The following is a 16,023-nucleotide window of genomic DNA, read 5'->3' as shown; positions in this document are numbered from 1 at the left end:
TCTCTTTCTCACAAATATCTTTTTTGACGAAAAAAGGGACAGTGGCCCCGTCCCCTTTGCTCTCCGCAGTATCAGTACTTCACACAGGTGCCCATGAAATACTCCAGACCGTCCGGGAAGCTGACATTCAGCAGGGCTCCCAGTGCCGCTACCTGATCCTCGCGCAGTAACAACTCACCTGGCTCCAGTTCGCTCAGGGGCTTGGACTCAATGAGTTGTGCAACTTTTTCATTCATTTCGCTACCGTCGATATCCAACTCGAACTGCAGCGTGTCGTCTCGGACGTCATCCGGGTATAAGCCGGTTATTGAAAGGAAGAGCATCGCTTGTTCCTTCATGAAAAAAGGGCCGGATATATTCTCGTGAATAGATCCGCCCCCTTTACTTTTTCTGTCTATACATTGCATGTCAGTTGGAAATAGAAATTTCGATCTTCAATCGACCTACCGACAAGCTCTTCGATTGCTTGCATTTGCGGCTGGCTCAAATCATAGCCTTCCCACCCCTGCGGTTCTTCTTTCCAACCCATGATGGCTTTGATTTGTTCATCACATCCCTGTGGCAATTCGATAACGAAAGCCTGGAAGTCTGTCTCGATGTCAAAAGCTTCTACTAGAAACCTCAAGGTTCAACGCTCCTTTTCTTACCTTTTTTTGATTTTTTATTCTTTTTTGTAGATGTCGGCTCGCCTGTGTTCGGATCGAACTCTCCGAGGTGTTTACCTCTCGCATCATATTTTTCGACTGTACCGTGCATAGAGTCCCATTCAAGAATCAAACCCTTTGCAGTTTTCCATCTTTTGCGCTTCGCCCCACCACCTTGTACAGCCGTTTTACGGCCTACGATTCTTGCATCAGGAAAGGCGGGGAGCACGTCGGGAGCCGGATGGTACTCGTGGTCCCCCGCGCGGGTGCTGACAACAATGTAAACCGGCTTAACCCCCGACCCCACCGGAAACACCAGAATGAAATCCCGATACTCCGGCGGATAAACCGGATTCACCAGAATCCCGTCCGCCGCTTTCGTCGGCGGATACACCCAGATATGCGGCGCCTGCGGAGCAGCCTCCAGTGCCGGAATACCAAGAATGTCGGAACCGTCCACGGCGGGCGTCCAGACCAGCTCAACACCTTCACCAAGGTCTGCAATAAACCGGCTACCACGTGCCGTGAACTGCACGACATCTACCATTTCCCAATCGCGATTCTTGCCCGTGTAGAAGCCGTAACCCTTGAGGCTCCCGTCGGCCTGCTGTTCAACACGCAAGCGCACACGGGTTCGGGCCTGTTTGAGGGCGAGCAACTGGTCTTCGGTGTAAAGCGCGCTGTCGCCCAGGTTCGAGGGCATGAACATCGCCACCAAACCGAGCAGCGGGCTGATGACAGCAGCAGAGGCCATCGCGGGCAACGCCTTGAACGCTTCCCCCGCAAGGGCAAAAGTGCCCAGCCCCGCAGGAATTGCCGTGCCGCTGATTTTCTTGAGTGCAACGCCACCGCTGTCATCGGCTTCCCGGCCACCCAGCAAAATCAGCTCGCCGTAATCCTTCAGGCTGTCAGTCGGCACCATCCCCGAAGGATTCGAGTAATCGATGATCGCGTCCGGCAACCTACAGGACTTGGCAAACACGCAGCCGGCACGCACCGCATCAGGCTTGTTCGCCGCCACCTCACGGCTACGCTCGAAAGCATCCTGTCTCGCCAGCATGGCGTCGTACTTGTTTTGTCGTTCTTGCTGATCGGCCAGTTCGGTGGCCGTCATGTAGCGGTAGGTGACGTGATGCCCGTCGCCTGCCGGTGGGTTGTAAACCCGGGGAATGTCCTTTTGACCAGCCACTGATTGTCCTTTCGTTCATGCATCGGCAGCCCCTCGCAAGAGGCTGCACGACGTTAACGAAGCAGGAAAATCGTGGCTGTAGGACGTATCTCTAAAGACGTGGGGATTGTTCGACGTGAACGAATTGCATCTCGGCAACGACCGCCTCAATCACACACAAAGCCGTCGGCGACAGGCTTCTACCCTGCAAACTCACCACGCCAATTTCAGAATGAAATCCCGGCCTGTCGACAACATGAAGCTCAATCAAACGCCCCACCCGAATGTCTTCGGCCACGGCGCCATGAATGACGCCGAGGATGGTGTCGGTTGAACCGGCGACGGTCTTGAGCAACGCCACATCATCACACTCCAGCACGATGGGCAGCGCCTGGCGGGTGGGGATGCCGAGGGTTCGGGCGGTCTCGAGTTTCACCACTTCCGGCAGGCGCGTCGTGGCGATGCCGTAGCCTTCCAGTTCGCCCATCGGCACCTGGCGTCCGGCCAGCGGGTGCTCCGGTCGTACGAAGAAGCCTGCCGAAACCTGGCCCAGCGAACGGATCAGCAGATCGGATTCCGCCGTGAAGTTACGGATATCGGCAACAAAAAATTCGATCGCTTCAGCGCGCAGCCGCGCCTCGAGAATCTGCCAGTTGTTCACTTCCACACGCAGCGTGACCGCCGGGTGATCCAGGCGCAGTCGCGGCACCACTTGATGCATCAACATGGCCGCCGGGAACGGGCCGACGCCAAAGGCGAGGCTGCCCAGTTGGCGATCGCTGTAGAGCGCCATGTCCCGCTCCAGCGACCGGGCATCGAACAGCAGCTGCCGCGCCCGCTCGATCAGGAACTCCCCCGCCGGCGTCGGGCGGACGTCGCCGGTGTCGCGATCGAACAGGCGCTGCCCGGTTTCGCTTTCCAGCGCCTGAATGCTGCGGCTCAGGGCCGGCTGGCTGAGGTGCACGCGTTCGGCGGCGCGACCGAAATGGCGTTCATCGGCCAGCGCGAGAAGGTGTGACAGTCGTTTGAGGTCCATTCGCCCGATGCTAGCGACGCATTATCAGGATGTAAACAATGCATTGGATACATCACCGCCCTACCCCTAGGCTGGAGCGCATTCGACCCTCGGAGAACAACAAGAATGAAACCGACCCTCTACACGATCATCGCCCTGACGCTGGTCTCCCTCGGCGGCTGTGACAACAAGCCGAGCGCCGCTGCGGGAGATGCCACGCCCGCCACGGCAGCGGTGATCCAGGCGTCGATCAAGGGCCTGGACCTCAGCGACAACCGGGACATGGAAGATGCTCAGCGCGGCTTCATCGCCCGGCCCACCGGCAAGATCCTCGGCGCTGACGGCAATGTCCTGATCGATTTCGATGCGTACCGTTTCGTCGAAGGCCAGGCGCCGGCCACCGTCAACCCGAGCCTGTGGCGGCACGCGATGCTCAACGCGCAGATCGGCCTGTTCAAGGTCCGCGACGGGATTTACCAGTTGCGCGGTTTCGACATCGCCAACATGACGCTGATCGACGGGCAAACCGGCTGGATCGTGGTCGACCCGCTGACCTCCCGTGAATCTGCCGCAGCGGCGTTGGCATTTGCGCGCGAGCATCTGGGCAACAAGCCCGTCACCGCGATCATTTTCACCCACGACCATGCCGACCATTTCGGCGGTGTGCTGGGCATCACCTCGAGCAGCGAAGTGGCCCAGCGCAACATTCCCATCGTCGCGCCCGCCGGGTTCATGGAGGAAGCCACCAGCGAAAACATCCTGGCGGGTCCGGCGATGGCGCGGCGTTCGATGTATCAGTTCGGCAAGAACCTGACGCCGGGCGCCACCGGCATTGTCGACACCGGGCTGGGCAAGAACGTCGCCTACGGCAGCATGGGCATCCTGCCGCCGACGCAGATCATCGACCAGCCGATCCAGCCGCTGGAGCTCGACGGCGTCAGCTTCGTGTTCCACAACATGCCCGGCGCGGAAGCCCCGGCCGAGCTTACCTTTTCGATCCCCGCGCTCAAGGCGTACGGCGGTGCGGAGCTGCTGGCGCAGACCATGCACAACCTGCTGCCGATCCGTGGCGCCAAGGTGCGCGATGCGCTGCGCTGGTCCGACTACACGCAAATCGCCCTCGACGAGCTGGGCGACACCGAGGTCTACTTCGGTCAGCACAACTGGCCGATCTGGGGCAACGAGCGGATCCGCGAATTCATCACCAAGCACCGCGACGTCTACAAATACCTGCATGACCAGACCGTGCGCCTGATGAACGCCGGCTATACCCCCAACGAGATCGCCGACAAGATCCAGTTGCCGGATTCGCTGGCGTCGTACTTCGGCACCCGTGGCTATTACGGCGACCTGCGCCACAACGTCAAAGCGATCTATCAAATGTACCTGGGCGCCTACGATGGCAACCCCGCACACTTGAATCCGCTGGTGCCCAAAGAATCGGCAAAGCGCTACGTCGAATTGATGGGAGGCAACGCCAAAGTGGTCGAAGCCGCCCGCGTGGCCTACGACAAGGGCGAATACCGCTGGGTCGCCGAGCTGCTGGATCAGGCCGTGCTGGCCAAACCCGACGACACGGCCGCCAAGGAACTGCTGGCCCGCGCTTACGAACAGATGGGCTATCAGGCGGAATCGGCGACCTGGCGCAACAGCTACCTGACGGCGGCCATGGAGCTGCGCAACGGCCCGCCAGCCAAGGGCGTCAAACGCTCCGATCTGATCGAACTGATGAAGCAGACGCCCACCGAACGCTTCCTCGAAGCCATGGCCGCGAGCCTCGACGGGCCGGCGGCGGATGGCAAGAACTGGACATTCAATCTGGTGCTGACCGATACCAATGAATCGTTCGTGCTATGGATCGAGAACGCCGTGCTGCACTACCGAAAAGGCCCGTCGGCGGCGAACGCCAACGCAACGCTGACCGTCACCAAGGACCTGTTCGTCCAACTGCTGGGCGGCACCGCCGGACTCAAGGAAACGCTAACTTCCGATGATCTGAAAGTGGATGGCAGCAAGGTCGATCTCGTGAGATTTCTGGGGCTGCTGGAGAAGGCGCCGGGGAATTTCGCGATTGTCGCCCGTGCAGGAAACTGACCCACCGAGGCCATTGATCGACGGAACACGCGGTCGATGGCCTCTGGACGGTTACCCAAGAAAAATCCAATGAAAACCGGAGGCTCGGACAAAGTTTTCCATTGAGTTGTTCAGCATCCTGCGCAACCCGATCGCCGCGAAGCCATCCAGCGTATGGAAGTAGAATCAGCACCCGACCGCAACCTGGAACCCATCGTTTTCATCATCGATGATGACGCCCCTCTGCGCGAGGCCCTTGGCAGCCTGTTGCGCTCCATCGGCCTGCAAGTCGCGCTGTTCGGATCGGTCGCCGACTTCATGAAATTCGAGCGACCTGACCTGCCCAGTTGCCTGGTGCTCGATGTGCGATTGCAAGGCACCAGCGGGCTGGTCTTCCAGCAGGCGCTCGCCGACGCCAAAATCGGTCTACCGATCATTTTCATGACCGGGTACGGCGACATCGCCATGACCGTTCGCGCCATGAAAGCCGGTGCCGTCGACTTCTTGGAAAAACCGTTTCGCGAGCAGGCAATGATCGATGCCGTCGTCGCCGCGCATACGCGGGACAGGTCGCGCCGCGAGTGCGAACGCCGCCATCAAGAGTTGCTCACACGCCACGGGACACTGACGGTCAGAGAACAATCGGTGATGGCATTGGCCGTTTCGGGCCTGATGAACAAACAGATCGCCAGTGCCATCGGCCTGAGCGAGATCACCGTGAAAATCCATCGCAGCCAGGCCATGCGCAAAATGCGTGCGCAGTCGTTCGCCGATCTGGTTCGAATGGCCGAAAGTCTGGGTATCAACCATTAGATGTAAAGCTCTTGTTCAGCGCACATTGAAAGTTGTTTATATACGTTGGTATGACTTCTCCATACGCTGGAAGGATAAAACCAGACTTATGCAACATGGTTGATCCCTACCGCCAACAGTAAAATCCCTCCATCAAATGCAACGCCCTGCAAAGTCATTGACTTCGCGGTTTCCGTTCGCGCCGAAGCTTGTCCACCCACTTATTAACGCAGGGATGGCTGAACAACATGTATGACTTTTTTGAAGACTCGCATCGCGTGCTGAAGCTGTCCCACGTATTGCTGATCGGCGGTCTGGGCATGTTGATGGCGGGGATTTTCCTGGCTTATGTGTTTGACGCTCACCTGACCTTGCCCACGCTGGTCGGTGCGCACGGGATGACGATCCTCGGGCCGACCGCGATCAAGTTGGGTTATGTGATGCGCCTGATTGCACATAACCGAATTCGCCTGGCCACGCAGGAACATGGCATTCCTCATTAGAAGTAATCGATTGAATTAAAACCTGTCTGGTTGCACCCGGAAGTTCATTAACGAAATCCCACCACGACTCAGGATGATCACGATGAAAACTATTGGATTGGTATTACCCGTCGCCATTGTTTCAGCCACCTGGATAGTTGCCACTCATGCATTCGGCGCAAATTGCCTGCCCGACATGCCGGTTGCCAACAGGCAGGAAACCAGTGCTCCGGATTCAGAAACTTCATCAGTGCAACAGTACCGGGCCAGAAAGGCGCCTACGCAGATTGCCGAAGGGGGTTCGGATCGGCTGATGGAACGGCGCGTCGCCGAGGGCGGATCGGACCGACTGATCGAACGTCGCGTTGCCGAAGGTGGCTCCGATCGCCTGATCGAACGCCGTGTTGCCGAAGGCGGCTCCGATCGCCTGATCGAACGCCGCGTCGCCGAAGGCGGCTCCGATCGCCTGATCGAACGTCGCGTTGCCGAAGGCGGCTCCGATCGCCTGCTCGAACGCCGTGTTGCCGAGGGCGGATCCGATCGCCTGATCGAACGCCGGGTAGCCAGCAATCAGTACGACGCCGCGATGAACATGCGAATGCATTTCTCGATGGACTGACGTGATTTCACCGAAATCGATCCGCAGGATCAGGCAAGTAATCGGTAGAAATGCACTACAGGCTGTGCGAGCAATCCGGGAAGAATGGTCCTTCGACACATTCATCAAGGACTACTCCCATGCTCGTACACGCCTACGGTGCCCACGCCGGCGATAAACCCCTTGAGCCGATGCAGATCAATCGCCGCGCGCCGGCGGCCCATGATGTGCAGATCGATATCGCCTTCTGCGGCATCTGCCACTCCGACCTGCACCAGGTGCGCGCCGAATGGGCCGGGACGCAATTCCCGTGCGTACCCGGGCACGAGATTGTCGGCCGCGTGTCGGCGGTCGGCGCCCATGTGTCCGACTATAAGGTCGGTGATCTGGTGGGGGTCGGCTGCATCGTCGACAGCTGCAAACACTGCGACGACTGCGAAACCGGTCTGGAAAACTACTGTGACGGCATGATCGGCACCTACAACTTCCCGACCCCGGACGCACCGGGCTGGACCCTTGGCGGTTATTCGCAAAACATCGTGGTGCATGAGCGTTACGTGCTGCGCATCCGCCATCCTGAAGCTCAACTGGCCGCCGTCGCGCCGCTGCTGTGTGCGGGTATCACCACGTACTCGCCGCTGCGTCAGTGGAACACCGGGCCGGGCAAAAAGGTCGGTGTGGTCGGTATCGGTGGCCTGGGCCACATGGGCATCAAACTGGCCCATGCGATGGGCGCGCATGTCGTGGCGTTCACCACCTCCGAGTCCAAGCGCGAAGCCGCCAAGGCACTGGGCGCCGATGAGGTCGTGGTGTCGCGCAACGCCGAGGAAATGGCCGCGCACACCAAGAGCTTCGACTTGATCCTCAACACCGTCGCCGCGCCTCACGATCTCGACGCGTTCCTGGTGCTGCTCAAGCGCGACGGCGCCCTGACGCTGGTCGGTGCCCCCGCCTCGCCGCATCCGTCACCGAACGTGTTCAACCTGATCATGAAACGCCGGACCATTGCCGGTTCGATGATCGGCGGCATTGCCGAGACTCAGGAGATGCTGGATTTCTGTGCCGAGCACGGCATTGTTTCCGACATCGAGCTGATTCGCGCGGACCAGATCAACGCGTCCTACGAGCGGATGCTGCAGGGCGATGTGAAATATCGTTTTGTGATCGATAACGCGACGCTGGCTGGCTGAACCGTTACTCCGGCAACCCCGCCAACCGCAAACCTTCGGCAAACCGGGCAACATCTTCAGGCCGTTGAATGGGCAGCCACGCGCTCAGGCTGGACACCCGCAAAGTCGGATCCAGCTGACGCACCCGTTCCATGGCCTGCCCGGCTTTGTCGGTTCGCCCACTCAGCGCCTGGCTTGCGGCGATCAAGGCCGGCGCTGCCAATAGACTGGGCAGGTTTCCCTGCGCTTTCTCGGCCCAGGAAGCCGAGAGTTCAAAACGACCAGCGAAGAAGTGCGCCAGCGCCATGCCCACCTGCATGCGGAACATTTCCGGATCCAGCGGGCTCAGGCGCACGGCATGTTCGAGGTTGGCAATGGCGGCGTCGGTTTCGCCACGCAGGGCGCGCAGGATACCGCCGAGAAACCACGCTGGGGCCAGGTTGGGATTGAGCAGTCGAGCCCGATCGAGCAAGGCGATGCCACAGTCGACATCCCCGGTCAGATGGGCCAGGGCATGACCGCTGCGGGTCAGCGCCACGGCGTCGTCGCGCCCCAGCTCCACACCCATTCGCGCCAGCCGCGCACCTTCGGCGATTTCCCGAGGCCGGTCGGTCATCCAGCCGTTGAGCTTGCGCCAGAAGTGGCACCACGCAGCCATGCCATACGCCGAGGCAAATTCCGGATCCAGTTCAAGCGCCCGGTAGAACAGCGCCAATGACTGCTCGATCGCCTCACGGGTGCCGATATGCAGCTTGGCCGTACCACGCAGGTAATAATCGTAGGCATCGAGGCTGTCAGTGGGTTTGCGTTTGGCCCGCTCGATTTCCGCGCGCTCCAACTGCGGCGCGATGGCGCCCACGACGCTTTCGGCCACTTGATCCTGGAGTTCGAAAATATCGTCGAGCAGGCCTTCGAAGCGCTCGGCCCACAGGTGCGTTCCGCTGCAGGTATCAATCAACTGGCCGGTGATGCGGATCTTGTTGCCGCACTTGCGCACGCTGCCTTCCAGCACATAACGCACACCCAGTTCCTGACCGACACCTCGCGCATCCACCGCCCTGCCCTTGTAGGTGAAGCTGGAGTTGCGAGCGATGACGAACAGCCAGCGCAGACGCGACAACGCGGTGATGATGTCTTCGACGATGCCGTCGGCGAAGTAGTCCTGTTCGGGGTCGCCGCTGAGGTTCTGGAATGGCAGGACGGTGATCGAAGGCTTTTCCGGCAGGACAAGTGTCGCGGCCACCTCGGGTTTCGCAGGCGCTTCAGGCGTATTGACGGGGCTATCGCACGGGATGATTTCACCGACAAAGCGATAGCCCTTGCGCGGCACCGTGCGCACCAGACGTTGTTGCTCGCCGGTGTCGCCGATGGCCTTGCGCACCGCGTTGATGTGGCTGGTGATGGTCGATTCGGAAACGATCCGGCCACTCCACACAGCGCTCAACAATTCGTCCTTGCTGACCACCCGCTCGCGGTTGCTGACCAGCAGCAACAGCAGATCGAAGACCTGCGGCCCGACAGTCACAACCTCCCCGCGCCAGGTCAGTTCCCGGCGCTGCTGGTCGAGCACGTAGTCTTCAAACACGAATGGCACGGTGGCTGTTCTCTGGTCTGGCGCCCCCGACTCCGTGTTCGAGCGGGCGATTGTCGTGCGCTCAATGATACGGCAGACCCTGGGCCACCGCACCGGTCTGCACGCTGGTCTACGCGTCTGCCGACGGATTGGCCTGTCTGGACAGAAAACCAAGGCAAATCCAAGGTCACCACAAGGATTTGCTGAAGCGCCAACGGCATGCTCAACCCACATCGACAGCAATGGTTGCCGTCGGCAAGTGGAGAGATGCCATGAAGATCGTCGTTATCGGAGGCACCGGCCTCATCGGATCGAAACTTGTGAACAATCTGCGCGAACGCGGCCACGACGCCCGCGCCGCCTCCCCTAACACCGGCGTCAACAGCATCACCCGCGAAGGCCTGGCCGAAGCGATGGACGGCGCCCAGGTGGTGGTCGACGTTTCCAACGCCCCTTCGTGGGAAGACCAGGCCGTACTAGACTTCTTCGAGAACTCCACCCGCAACCTGCTCGCCGCCGAAGCCGCCGCCGGGGTTCGCCATCACGTGGCGCTGTCGATCGTCGCCAGTGAGCGCTCGCCTGCCAACGGCTACTTCCGCGCCAAGGTCGCGCAGGAGAACCTGATCAAGGCGTCGAGAATTCCGTACACCCTGCTGCGGGCCACGCAGTTCTTCGAATTTGTCGGCGGCATCGCCCAATCCGCCACCGTCGGCGAGGAAGTGCGCCTGTCCCCGGCGTTGATTCAGCCCATGGCTTCTGACGACGTCGCTGCTGCACTCACCGACGTTGCCCTGGCAGCGCCGATCAACGGCACGCAGGAAATTGCCGGCCCAGAAGCCATGCCGCTCGACGAACTGGTCCGGCGTTTTTTCCACGCCACCCACGACACCCGCAAAGTGATCCCGGACGTCCACGCCCGTTACTTCGGCGATGTGCTCGACGACCAGTCGCTCACCCCCGGCAGCAGCAATCCACGCCTGGGCCCGACGCGCTTTGAAGACTGGCTGGCGAAATCGACCCAGCGCTGAAACACCCCACCTAATTTGAAGGAGTATCGCCATGTTCAGCCGAATCCTGCTGGCCGCCACGTTTGCGGCCCTGTCGATTTCATCCGCCTCGGCCGCCGAGCCGCAGGGGGGCAAGGTCACCGTGGTGTTCGACCGCGCCCTGCCAAACGTTCCGGGCAAATCCATGCGGGGCGTGCTGGTGGAATACGCGCCCGGTGGATCTTCGCCGGCGCATTTTCATCCGAAGTCTGCGTTCATCTACGCCACGGTGCTCGAGGGCGCCGTGCGCAGCAAGGTCGGCGACGGGCCGGAGAAGGTCTACAAGGCCGGAGAAAATTTCGTCGAACAACCGGGAGATTTCCACGCGGTGAGCGCCAATGCCAGCACCACTGAACCGTCCCGTCTGCTGGCGGTGTTCGTGCTCGACAGCAGCGAGACCGACCTGGTCAAACCCGTCAAGCCGTAACCGATCCATTCGCCAATCCACCTTCGGCATCCCGACTGCCGGAGGTGTCGGCCTTGCGCAGGACCCCGAACATGAACGCGCCCCAGCCCACCACCGCCAGCACGGTGCAATCCGAAACGACGCCCGCGACACCGCACGAAGGCAAACGCAAGGCGGCAGGACTGCTGTTGTGCGCCGCCGCTCTGGCGATCGTGGCGGGCGGTTATGTCGTGCTGTACGGCGGCAAAAGTATTTCGACCGACAACGCCTATGTGCGTGGCGATGTCACGTCCCTGGCGGCCAAGGTCGCCGGCTACGTCACCACCGTCGAGGTGCGCGACAACCAGTCGGTGCAGAGCGGCGATGTGCTGTTTCGCATCGACGATCAGGACTATCGCGCCCGCCTCGCCCAGGCCGAAGCCAACTTCAAGTCGGCGCAGGCGCGCCTGAGCGATGTCGATGCCCAGACGCAACTGCAACATGCGCAGATTCGCCAGGCCGAGGCCGAGCGCCGCTCCGCCGCCGCGCAGATGAATCTCGCCGGCAAGACCCACGACCGCAACCGCAAACTGATCGCCAGCAATGCCGTGAGCATGGCGCTGGTCGATGAGACGGCGGCGGCCCAGACGCGCGCCTCTGCGGCGGTGGACGCTGCTTCGGCGTCGGTCGAGGCCCAGCGCCAACGCCTCGCCGTGCTGCTGGCCCAACGCGGCGCTGCCCTCGCCGCCATGGCCCAGGCCGAGGCATCACGCGATCTGGCACGGATCGACCTGGACAGCACCGTGGTGCGTGCGCCCGTCACCGGGGTGGTCGGTAACCGTCAGGTGCGGGTCGGCCGTTACGTCACGCCGGGGGTGGCCTTGCTCGACATCGTTCCGGTGCAGGACGTGTGGGTCGTGGCCAACTTCAAGGAAACCCAGCTGGAGCATATCCAGCCCGGTCAGCCGGTACGGATCACCGTCGACGGCTACCCCGACGACGCGCTGGAGGGCGTGGTCGACAGCTTTGCCCCCGGCAGCGGCTCGGCCTTCAGCCTGTTGCCGACCGACAACGCCACGGGCAATTTCGTCCGGGTGGTGCAGCGGGTGCCGGTGAAAATCCGCCTCGCCAACAACCCTTTGCCGGGGCGCATCGTGCCGGGGCTGTCGGCGCGGGTCGACGTGGAGCGTGGAGACGGGTCATGAACCGGTCTGCCGCAGCCCGGCCCGGCGTGTTGTTGATGATCGGCATTCTGCTGGCCAGCCTCACCGAAGCGATCGCCGGCACTGCGCTGGTGCTGGGCCGTAACGACATCATCGGTGACACCGCCGCCACACCTGACGAATTTGCCTGGCTGGACATCGGCTACACCGGGTTCAAGCTGATCGGTTTCCTTACGGCGTCGTGGCTGCTGGCGCGCTTCGCCCCGCGCAACGTCATCGTCGCTGCGACCCTGGCCATGGGGTTGGCCTGCGCCATCGCTGCCGGCAGCACGTGGCTCGATCTGCTGATAGCGCTGCGCATCCTGCAGGGTTTTGCCGGCGGCACACTGCTGGTGGCCGCTCAGGTGCTGATCTTTCGCAGCTACCGGCGCCAGCTGCAACCCGCGCTGCAAGCGCTGTTCGCCATCGGTGCAGTGGTCGCCTCCGCCGCGTTGACGCCCGCCCTGCAAGGCTGGCTGGTCGACAGCCAGTCATGGAACTGGATTTTCCTCAGCGTCGTGCCGCTGGCCATGATTGCCAGCGGACTGTTACTGATCACGGCCACCCCGACACCCGCCCGAGCCAGCCAGCATCCATTCGACGGTCTGGGCGTGCTGCTGAGCGCCACCGCCCTGCTCTGCTTCACCTACGTGCTCAGCCAGGGCGAACGCTGGGACTGGTTCGAAGCGCCGCGCATCGTCTGGCTGACGCTGGTCGGCAGCGCAGCTCTGCTCGGGTTTCTCGGCCAGCAACTGTTGATCAGCGGCAAAGGCGTGCTCGACTTCAGTCTGTTCAGGTCGAGCGATTTCTCGTTCGCCTTTATTGTCAGCTTCGTCGCAGGGGCAGCGCTGTTCGGCAGTGCCTACCTGATTCCGGCGTTTGCCGTGTCAGTTCTGGGTTTTACCCTCACCGAGGCCGGCCTGCTGCTGTTGCCCAGCGGCGCACTGTTTGTCGGCGCGTTGCTGATCGCGGCCTGGCTGATGCAGGCGCGCGGCGTGGCGCCGTTTGCCACGGTGCCGTTTGGCATCCTGATGATCATGATTGCCATGTGGCTGTTGTCCGGTTCGACCCGCGAAAGCGGCAGCGCAGACATGATGGGCGCCATCCTGCTGCGTGGGCTGGGGCTGGGCTTTCTGTTTCTGTCGATCACCCTGATCGCGTTCACTCACCTCAACAGCCGCAACCTGGCGGCCGGCATCGGTCTGTTCAATACCGGCCGGCAACTGGGCGGTCTGATCGGCGTGGCCGGGCTGCAAACGCTGATCGAACACGGGCATGCGGCCAACGCCGTGATCCTGGGCAGCAGCGTCACACCCGGCAGTCCCGCGCTCATCGAACGGCTGACAAGCACCGGCGCCTGGCTGACGGGCAAAGGCATGGAACCTGCGGCGGCGGCCCGTGCCGCGACCAGTCTGCTGGGGCGGACGGTGTCGGAGCAGTCGCTGGTGATCGCCTTCGACAGTGCGTTCATGGCAATGACGTTGCTGTTTGCGGTGGCGGCGCCGCTGCTGGTGGCGATCAAGATCGGCTTTGCGAAACACGCCGGATCAAACCATTGATCTTTCGCCCCACACCCAGTAAAAAACCGTCTTCCCTTTCCGCCCTTGCAAGGAGCAGCGGATGCTCGAGCTCACCACGCAACGCCTGGACCTGCGCACGATGGTCGAATCCGACTGGCCGCTGTTCCTCAGGCTGCATTCCGAGCCGCAAACCATGCAGTACGTGTTCGGTGAAATCGCCGAGGACCAGGTGCGCAAAGGCTTCGAGCATCGGCTTCCGGCCTGGGGGCCGCAGTCGGATCACTGGTTGTGTCTGGTGGTGACCGACAGGGCCAGCGGGCAGGAACTGGGCGTGACCGGATTTCGCATCCTGTCGCCGGGGCATGCCGAGGTCGGTTGCCTGCTGTTGCCGGAACATCAGGGCAAAGGCTTTGGCACCGAGTCGCGCCAGGCGATCATCGACTATGCCGCCGCCATCGGCCTGGACTCGTTGGAGTCGACCGTGACCGACGGTAATATCGCGTCCTGCAAGGTGTTGGAGAAATGCGGTTTTGTATTCGAGCGCCGCGTGCCGCAGGCCTATCAGATTGGAGATCAGTGGTTTGACGACCTGATCTACCGCTATCAAATCAGCTGACCCCCGTTTTATCAGCGACCGCCAAGGAGGCCCTCGTCGTGAATCCTTATCAATGCCTGCCACCCCGCGCTTTCTGGCGCACCGCCGTGGCTGACAAGCCCGCGCTGAACATCGATCAACTGTGGACGCCACAATTCGAGATCGGCAACAAGGACGCCATCGTCACCGCCGGCTCATGTTTCGCCCAGCACATCGGCCGGGCGCTGGTAGAGCGCGGCATGAACTGGCTGGATGCGGAACCGGCCCCGGCCGAACTGCCCGCAGCCGACTGGAAGGCCCACAACTACGGGGTGTTCTCGTTCCGCACCGGTAATCTGTACACCCCGGCGATGCTGTGCCAATGGCTGGAATGGGCGCTGGGCGTGAGCCTGCCGCCCGACGAAACCTGGGCCCATGACGGGCGTTTCTTCGACCCGTTCCGCCCCGCCGTGGAGCCCGACGGTTTTGCCTGCGAGGACGCGCTGTTCGCATCGCGCGAAGCCACCCTCGACGCCATCCGCACCGCCCTGCGCCGGGCCAAAGTGTTTGTGTTCACCCTCGGCCTGACCGAAGCCTGGCAAAACCGCCAGACCGGTCTGGTGTATCCCGTGTGCCCCGGCACCGTGCGCGGCACTTTCGATCCGCAGCTTCACAAGTTCTGCAATTTCGGCTTCATGGACACCTATGGCGACATGGTCCGGGCGCTGGAGTTGATGCGTTCGATCAACCCGCAATTGCGCGTTCTGCTCACCGTGTCACCGGTGCCCCTGACGGCGACGGCCACAGGCGAGCATGTACTGAGCGCCACCACCTATTCCAAATCGGTCCTGCGTGCCGTCGCCGGGCAGCTGTGTGAAGACCTGCACGACGTCGACTATTTCCCCTCCTACGAAATCATCACCGGTACACCGTTCAAGGGCGCGTTCTACCAACCCAACCAGCGCGAGGTCACGCCCGAAGGCGTGGCGTTCGTCATGCAGCAGTTTTTTGCCGGGCTCGACGCGGTTCAACCCGTGCACACGCCGGCCAGCGTCCCCTCTACCTGCATATCCAGCGAGGAGCTTGTCTGTGAAGACGCCGTGCTCGATTACTACGCCTAGGTTTCTGCTGCTGGGCGACTCCCATGCCGGGGTCATCGGCAAGGCGGCGCAGGCCCGCGGGTTGCCTTTCAGCGGCGGGCCGCTGGGCACCGGCAGGGATTTTGCGGTCGATTTTTTCAGCCTGACCCGCCATGACGTGGTGTTTCGGGAGGCCGAGATGGAGCGCCTGTATCGCCAGGCCCTTGAGCCGTTCGAAGTGCCGCAACTGGCGAAGGTCGGTGTGCCGCTGGTGAGTACCATTGGCCTGGGCCTGCACTACCTCGCCACCGCGCCGAACTGGACGTGTTACCAGACCCCGGACGGCGAGTTCGACGAAGGTTTTCTCGCAGGTCCCCTGTTCAAATCCATTGTCGACACGCTGTCCGGACCTGCGCTGGCGTTCTATGAACAGGCCCGGGCGATGAAGCTCAAGGTGTTCGCCATACTGCCGCCGCAGCGGGTGCCGGAATTGTCCGACTCGCGAGTGTTCATGGCGGCGCAGACGCTGCTGATCGAGCGCCTGCAAGGACTCGGCATCGAGCTGATCGACGTGCGCGCAGCGGCGAACGATGAGCAGGGTTTTCAGCGATCGGCGTACTGCGAAGTGGATGACCCGCTGCACGGGAATCAGGCGTTCGGCGAGTTGATCGTCGAGCAACTGCTCAGACAAGGAATTTAGACC

The 16,023-nt window shown here is 61.8% G+C and carries 17 protein-coding genes; 12 read left to right on the top strand and 5 right to left on the bottom strand.

Translation table 11 applies throughout. The annotated features are described in order from the left end of the window. Positions 1-71: 71 nt before the first annotated feature. The 4 genes from ABTV87_RS12355 to ABTV87_RS12340 all read right to left on the bottom strand — a co-directional run bounded on the left by ABTV87_RS12355 (position 72) and on the right by ABTV87_RS12340 (position 2,848). Entirely contained in the window at positions 72-323 is a 252-nt protein-coding gene (locus ABTV87_RS12355; RefSeq protein WP_433899619.1) for a pyocin S6 family toxin immunity protein, read from the bottom strand. 71 nt (positions 324-394) lie between these two features. Continuing rightward, positions 395-625 (bottom strand): DUF7683 domain-containing protein, encoded by a 231-nt coding sequence (locus tag ABTV87_RS12350; protein ID WP_085688188.1) that lies wholly within the window; start codon positions 623-625, stop codon positions 395-397. Continuing rightward, a complete protein-coding gene (locus ABTV87_RS12345) occupies positions 622-1,833 on the bottom strand; it encodes a colicin E3/pyocin S6 family cytotoxin (RefSeq protein ID WP_433899618.1) in 1,212 nt (403 codons plus the stop codon). Before ABTV87_RS12345 ends, ABTV87_RS12350 begins: the two co-directional genes overlap by 4 nt. Positions 1,834-1,924: 91 nt before the next feature. Continuing rightward, complete coding sequence (locus tag ABTV87_RS12340) at positions 1,925-2,848, bottom strand: LysR family transcriptional regulator (RefSeq protein ID WP_433899617.1); 924 nt, start codon at positions 2,846-2,848, stop codon at positions 1,925-1,927. Positions 2,849-2,953: 105 nt separating this feature from the next. Between ABTV87_RS12340 and ABTV87_RS12335 the strand changes: the two genes are divergently transcribed. From ABTV87_RS12335 to ABTV87_RS12315, 5 genes are all read left to right on the top strand, one after another. Further along, entirely contained in the window at positions 2,954-4,921 is a 1,968-nt protein-coding gene (locus ABTV87_RS12335) for an alkyl/aryl-sulfatase (RefSeq protein ID WP_433899616.1), read from the top strand. A gap of 153 nt (positions 4,922-5,074) precedes the next feature. Beyond that, the gene (locus ABTV87_RS12330; protein WP_433899615.1) at positions 5,075-5,713 is read left to right on the top strand and encodes a response regulator transcription factor; all 639 of its coding nucleotides are present in this window, start codon (positions 5,075-5,077) and stop codon (positions 5,711-5,713) included. 227 nt (positions 5,714-5,940) lie between these two features. Further along, positions 5,941-6,195, top strand: a complete 255-nt coding sequence (locus tag ABTV87_RS12325) for a transmembrane sensor/regulator PpyR (RefSeq protein ID WP_085604944.1) — start codon at positions 5,941-5,943, stop codon at positions 6,193-6,195. 82 nt (positions 6,196-6,277) lie between these two features. After that, positions 6,278-6,793: a phage infection protein gene (locus ABTV87_RS12320; protein WP_256578495.1), complete on the top strand. Its 516-nt coding sequence runs from the start codon at positions 6,278-6,280 to the stop codon at positions 6,791-6,793. Positions 6,794-6,912: 119 nt separating this feature from the next. Beyond that, complete coding sequence (locus tag ABTV87_RS12315; RefSeq protein WP_433899614.1) at positions 6,913-7,962, top strand: NAD(P)-dependent alcohol dehydrogenase; 1,050 nt, start codon at positions 6,913-6,915, stop codon at positions 7,960-7,962. Positions 7,963-7,966: 4 nt separating this feature from the next. Here the strand turns inward: ABTV87_RS12315 and ABTV87_RS12310 are convergent, their stop codons facing one another. Beyond that, positions 7,967-9,535 carry a winged helix-turn-helix domain-containing tetratricopeptide repeat protein gene (locus ABTV87_RS12310; protein ID WP_433899613.1) on the bottom strand — a complete coding sequence of 523 codons (1,569 nt, stop codon included), beginning with the start codon at positions 9,533-9,535 and terminating at the stop codon, positions 7,967-7,969. Between the two features lie 251 nt (positions 9,536-9,786). Here ABTV87_RS12310 and ABTV87_RS12305 point away from each other — a divergent pair, with 251 nt between their 5' ends. The 7 genes from ABTV87_RS12305 to ABTV87_RS12275 all read left to right on the top strand — a co-directional run bounded on the left by ABTV87_RS12305 (position 9,787) and on the right by ABTV87_RS12275 (position 16,020). Next, complete coding sequence (locus ABTV87_RS12305; protein WP_433899612.1) at positions 9,787-10,542, top strand: SDR family oxidoreductase; 756 nt, start codon at positions 9,787-9,789, stop codon at positions 10,540-10,542. A gap of 31 nt (positions 10,543-10,573) precedes the next feature. After that, the gene (locus ABTV87_RS12300) at positions 10,574-10,987 is read left to right on the top strand and encodes a cupin domain-containing protein (RefSeq protein WP_085747530.1); all 414 of its coding nucleotides are present in this window, start codon (positions 10,574-10,576) and stop codon (positions 10,985-10,987) included. Positions 10,988-11,058: 71 nt separating this feature from the next. Beyond that, entirely contained in the window at positions 11,059-12,150 is a 1,092-nt protein-coding gene (locus ABTV87_RS12295; protein WP_433899611.1) for an HlyD family secretion protein, read from the top strand. After that, complete coding sequence (locus tag ABTV87_RS12290) at positions 12,147-13,706, top strand: MFS transporter (protein ID WP_433899610.1); 1,560 nt, start codon at positions 12,147-12,149, stop codon at positions 13,704-13,706. The genes ABTV87_RS12295 and ABTV87_RS12290 overlap by 4 nt, the downstream gene beginning before the upstream one ends. Before the next feature lie 61 nt (positions 13,707-13,767). After that, the gene (locus ABTV87_RS12285; RefSeq protein WP_085688175.1) at positions 13,768-14,283 is read left to right on the top strand and encodes a GNAT family N-acetyltransferase; all 516 of its coding nucleotides are present in this window, start codon (positions 13,768-13,770) and stop codon (positions 14,281-14,283) included. Positions 14,284-14,321: 38 nt separating this feature from the next. Continuing rightward, entirely contained in the window at positions 14,322-15,362 is a 1,041-nt protein-coding gene (locus ABTV87_RS12280) for a GSCFA domain-containing protein (RefSeq protein WP_433899609.1), read from the top strand. Continuing rightward, positions 15,331-16,020, top strand: a complete 690-nt coding sequence (locus tag ABTV87_RS12275) for a hypothetical protein (RefSeq protein WP_433899608.1) — start codon at positions 15,331-15,333, stop codon at positions 16,018-16,020. The genes ABTV87_RS12280 and ABTV87_RS12275 overlap by 32 nt, the downstream gene beginning before the upstream one ends. Positions 16,021-16,023: the final 3 nt, after the last annotated feature.

This window comes from Pseudomonas sp. PSE1(2024), from assembly GCF_050990555.1.
Classification (GTDB): domain Bacteria; phylum Pseudomonadota; class Gammaproteobacteria; order Pseudomonadales; family Pseudomonadaceae; genus Aquipseudomonas; species Aquipseudomonas aphyarum.
This window is presented reverse-complemented; position numbering and strand designations above follow the sequence as displayed.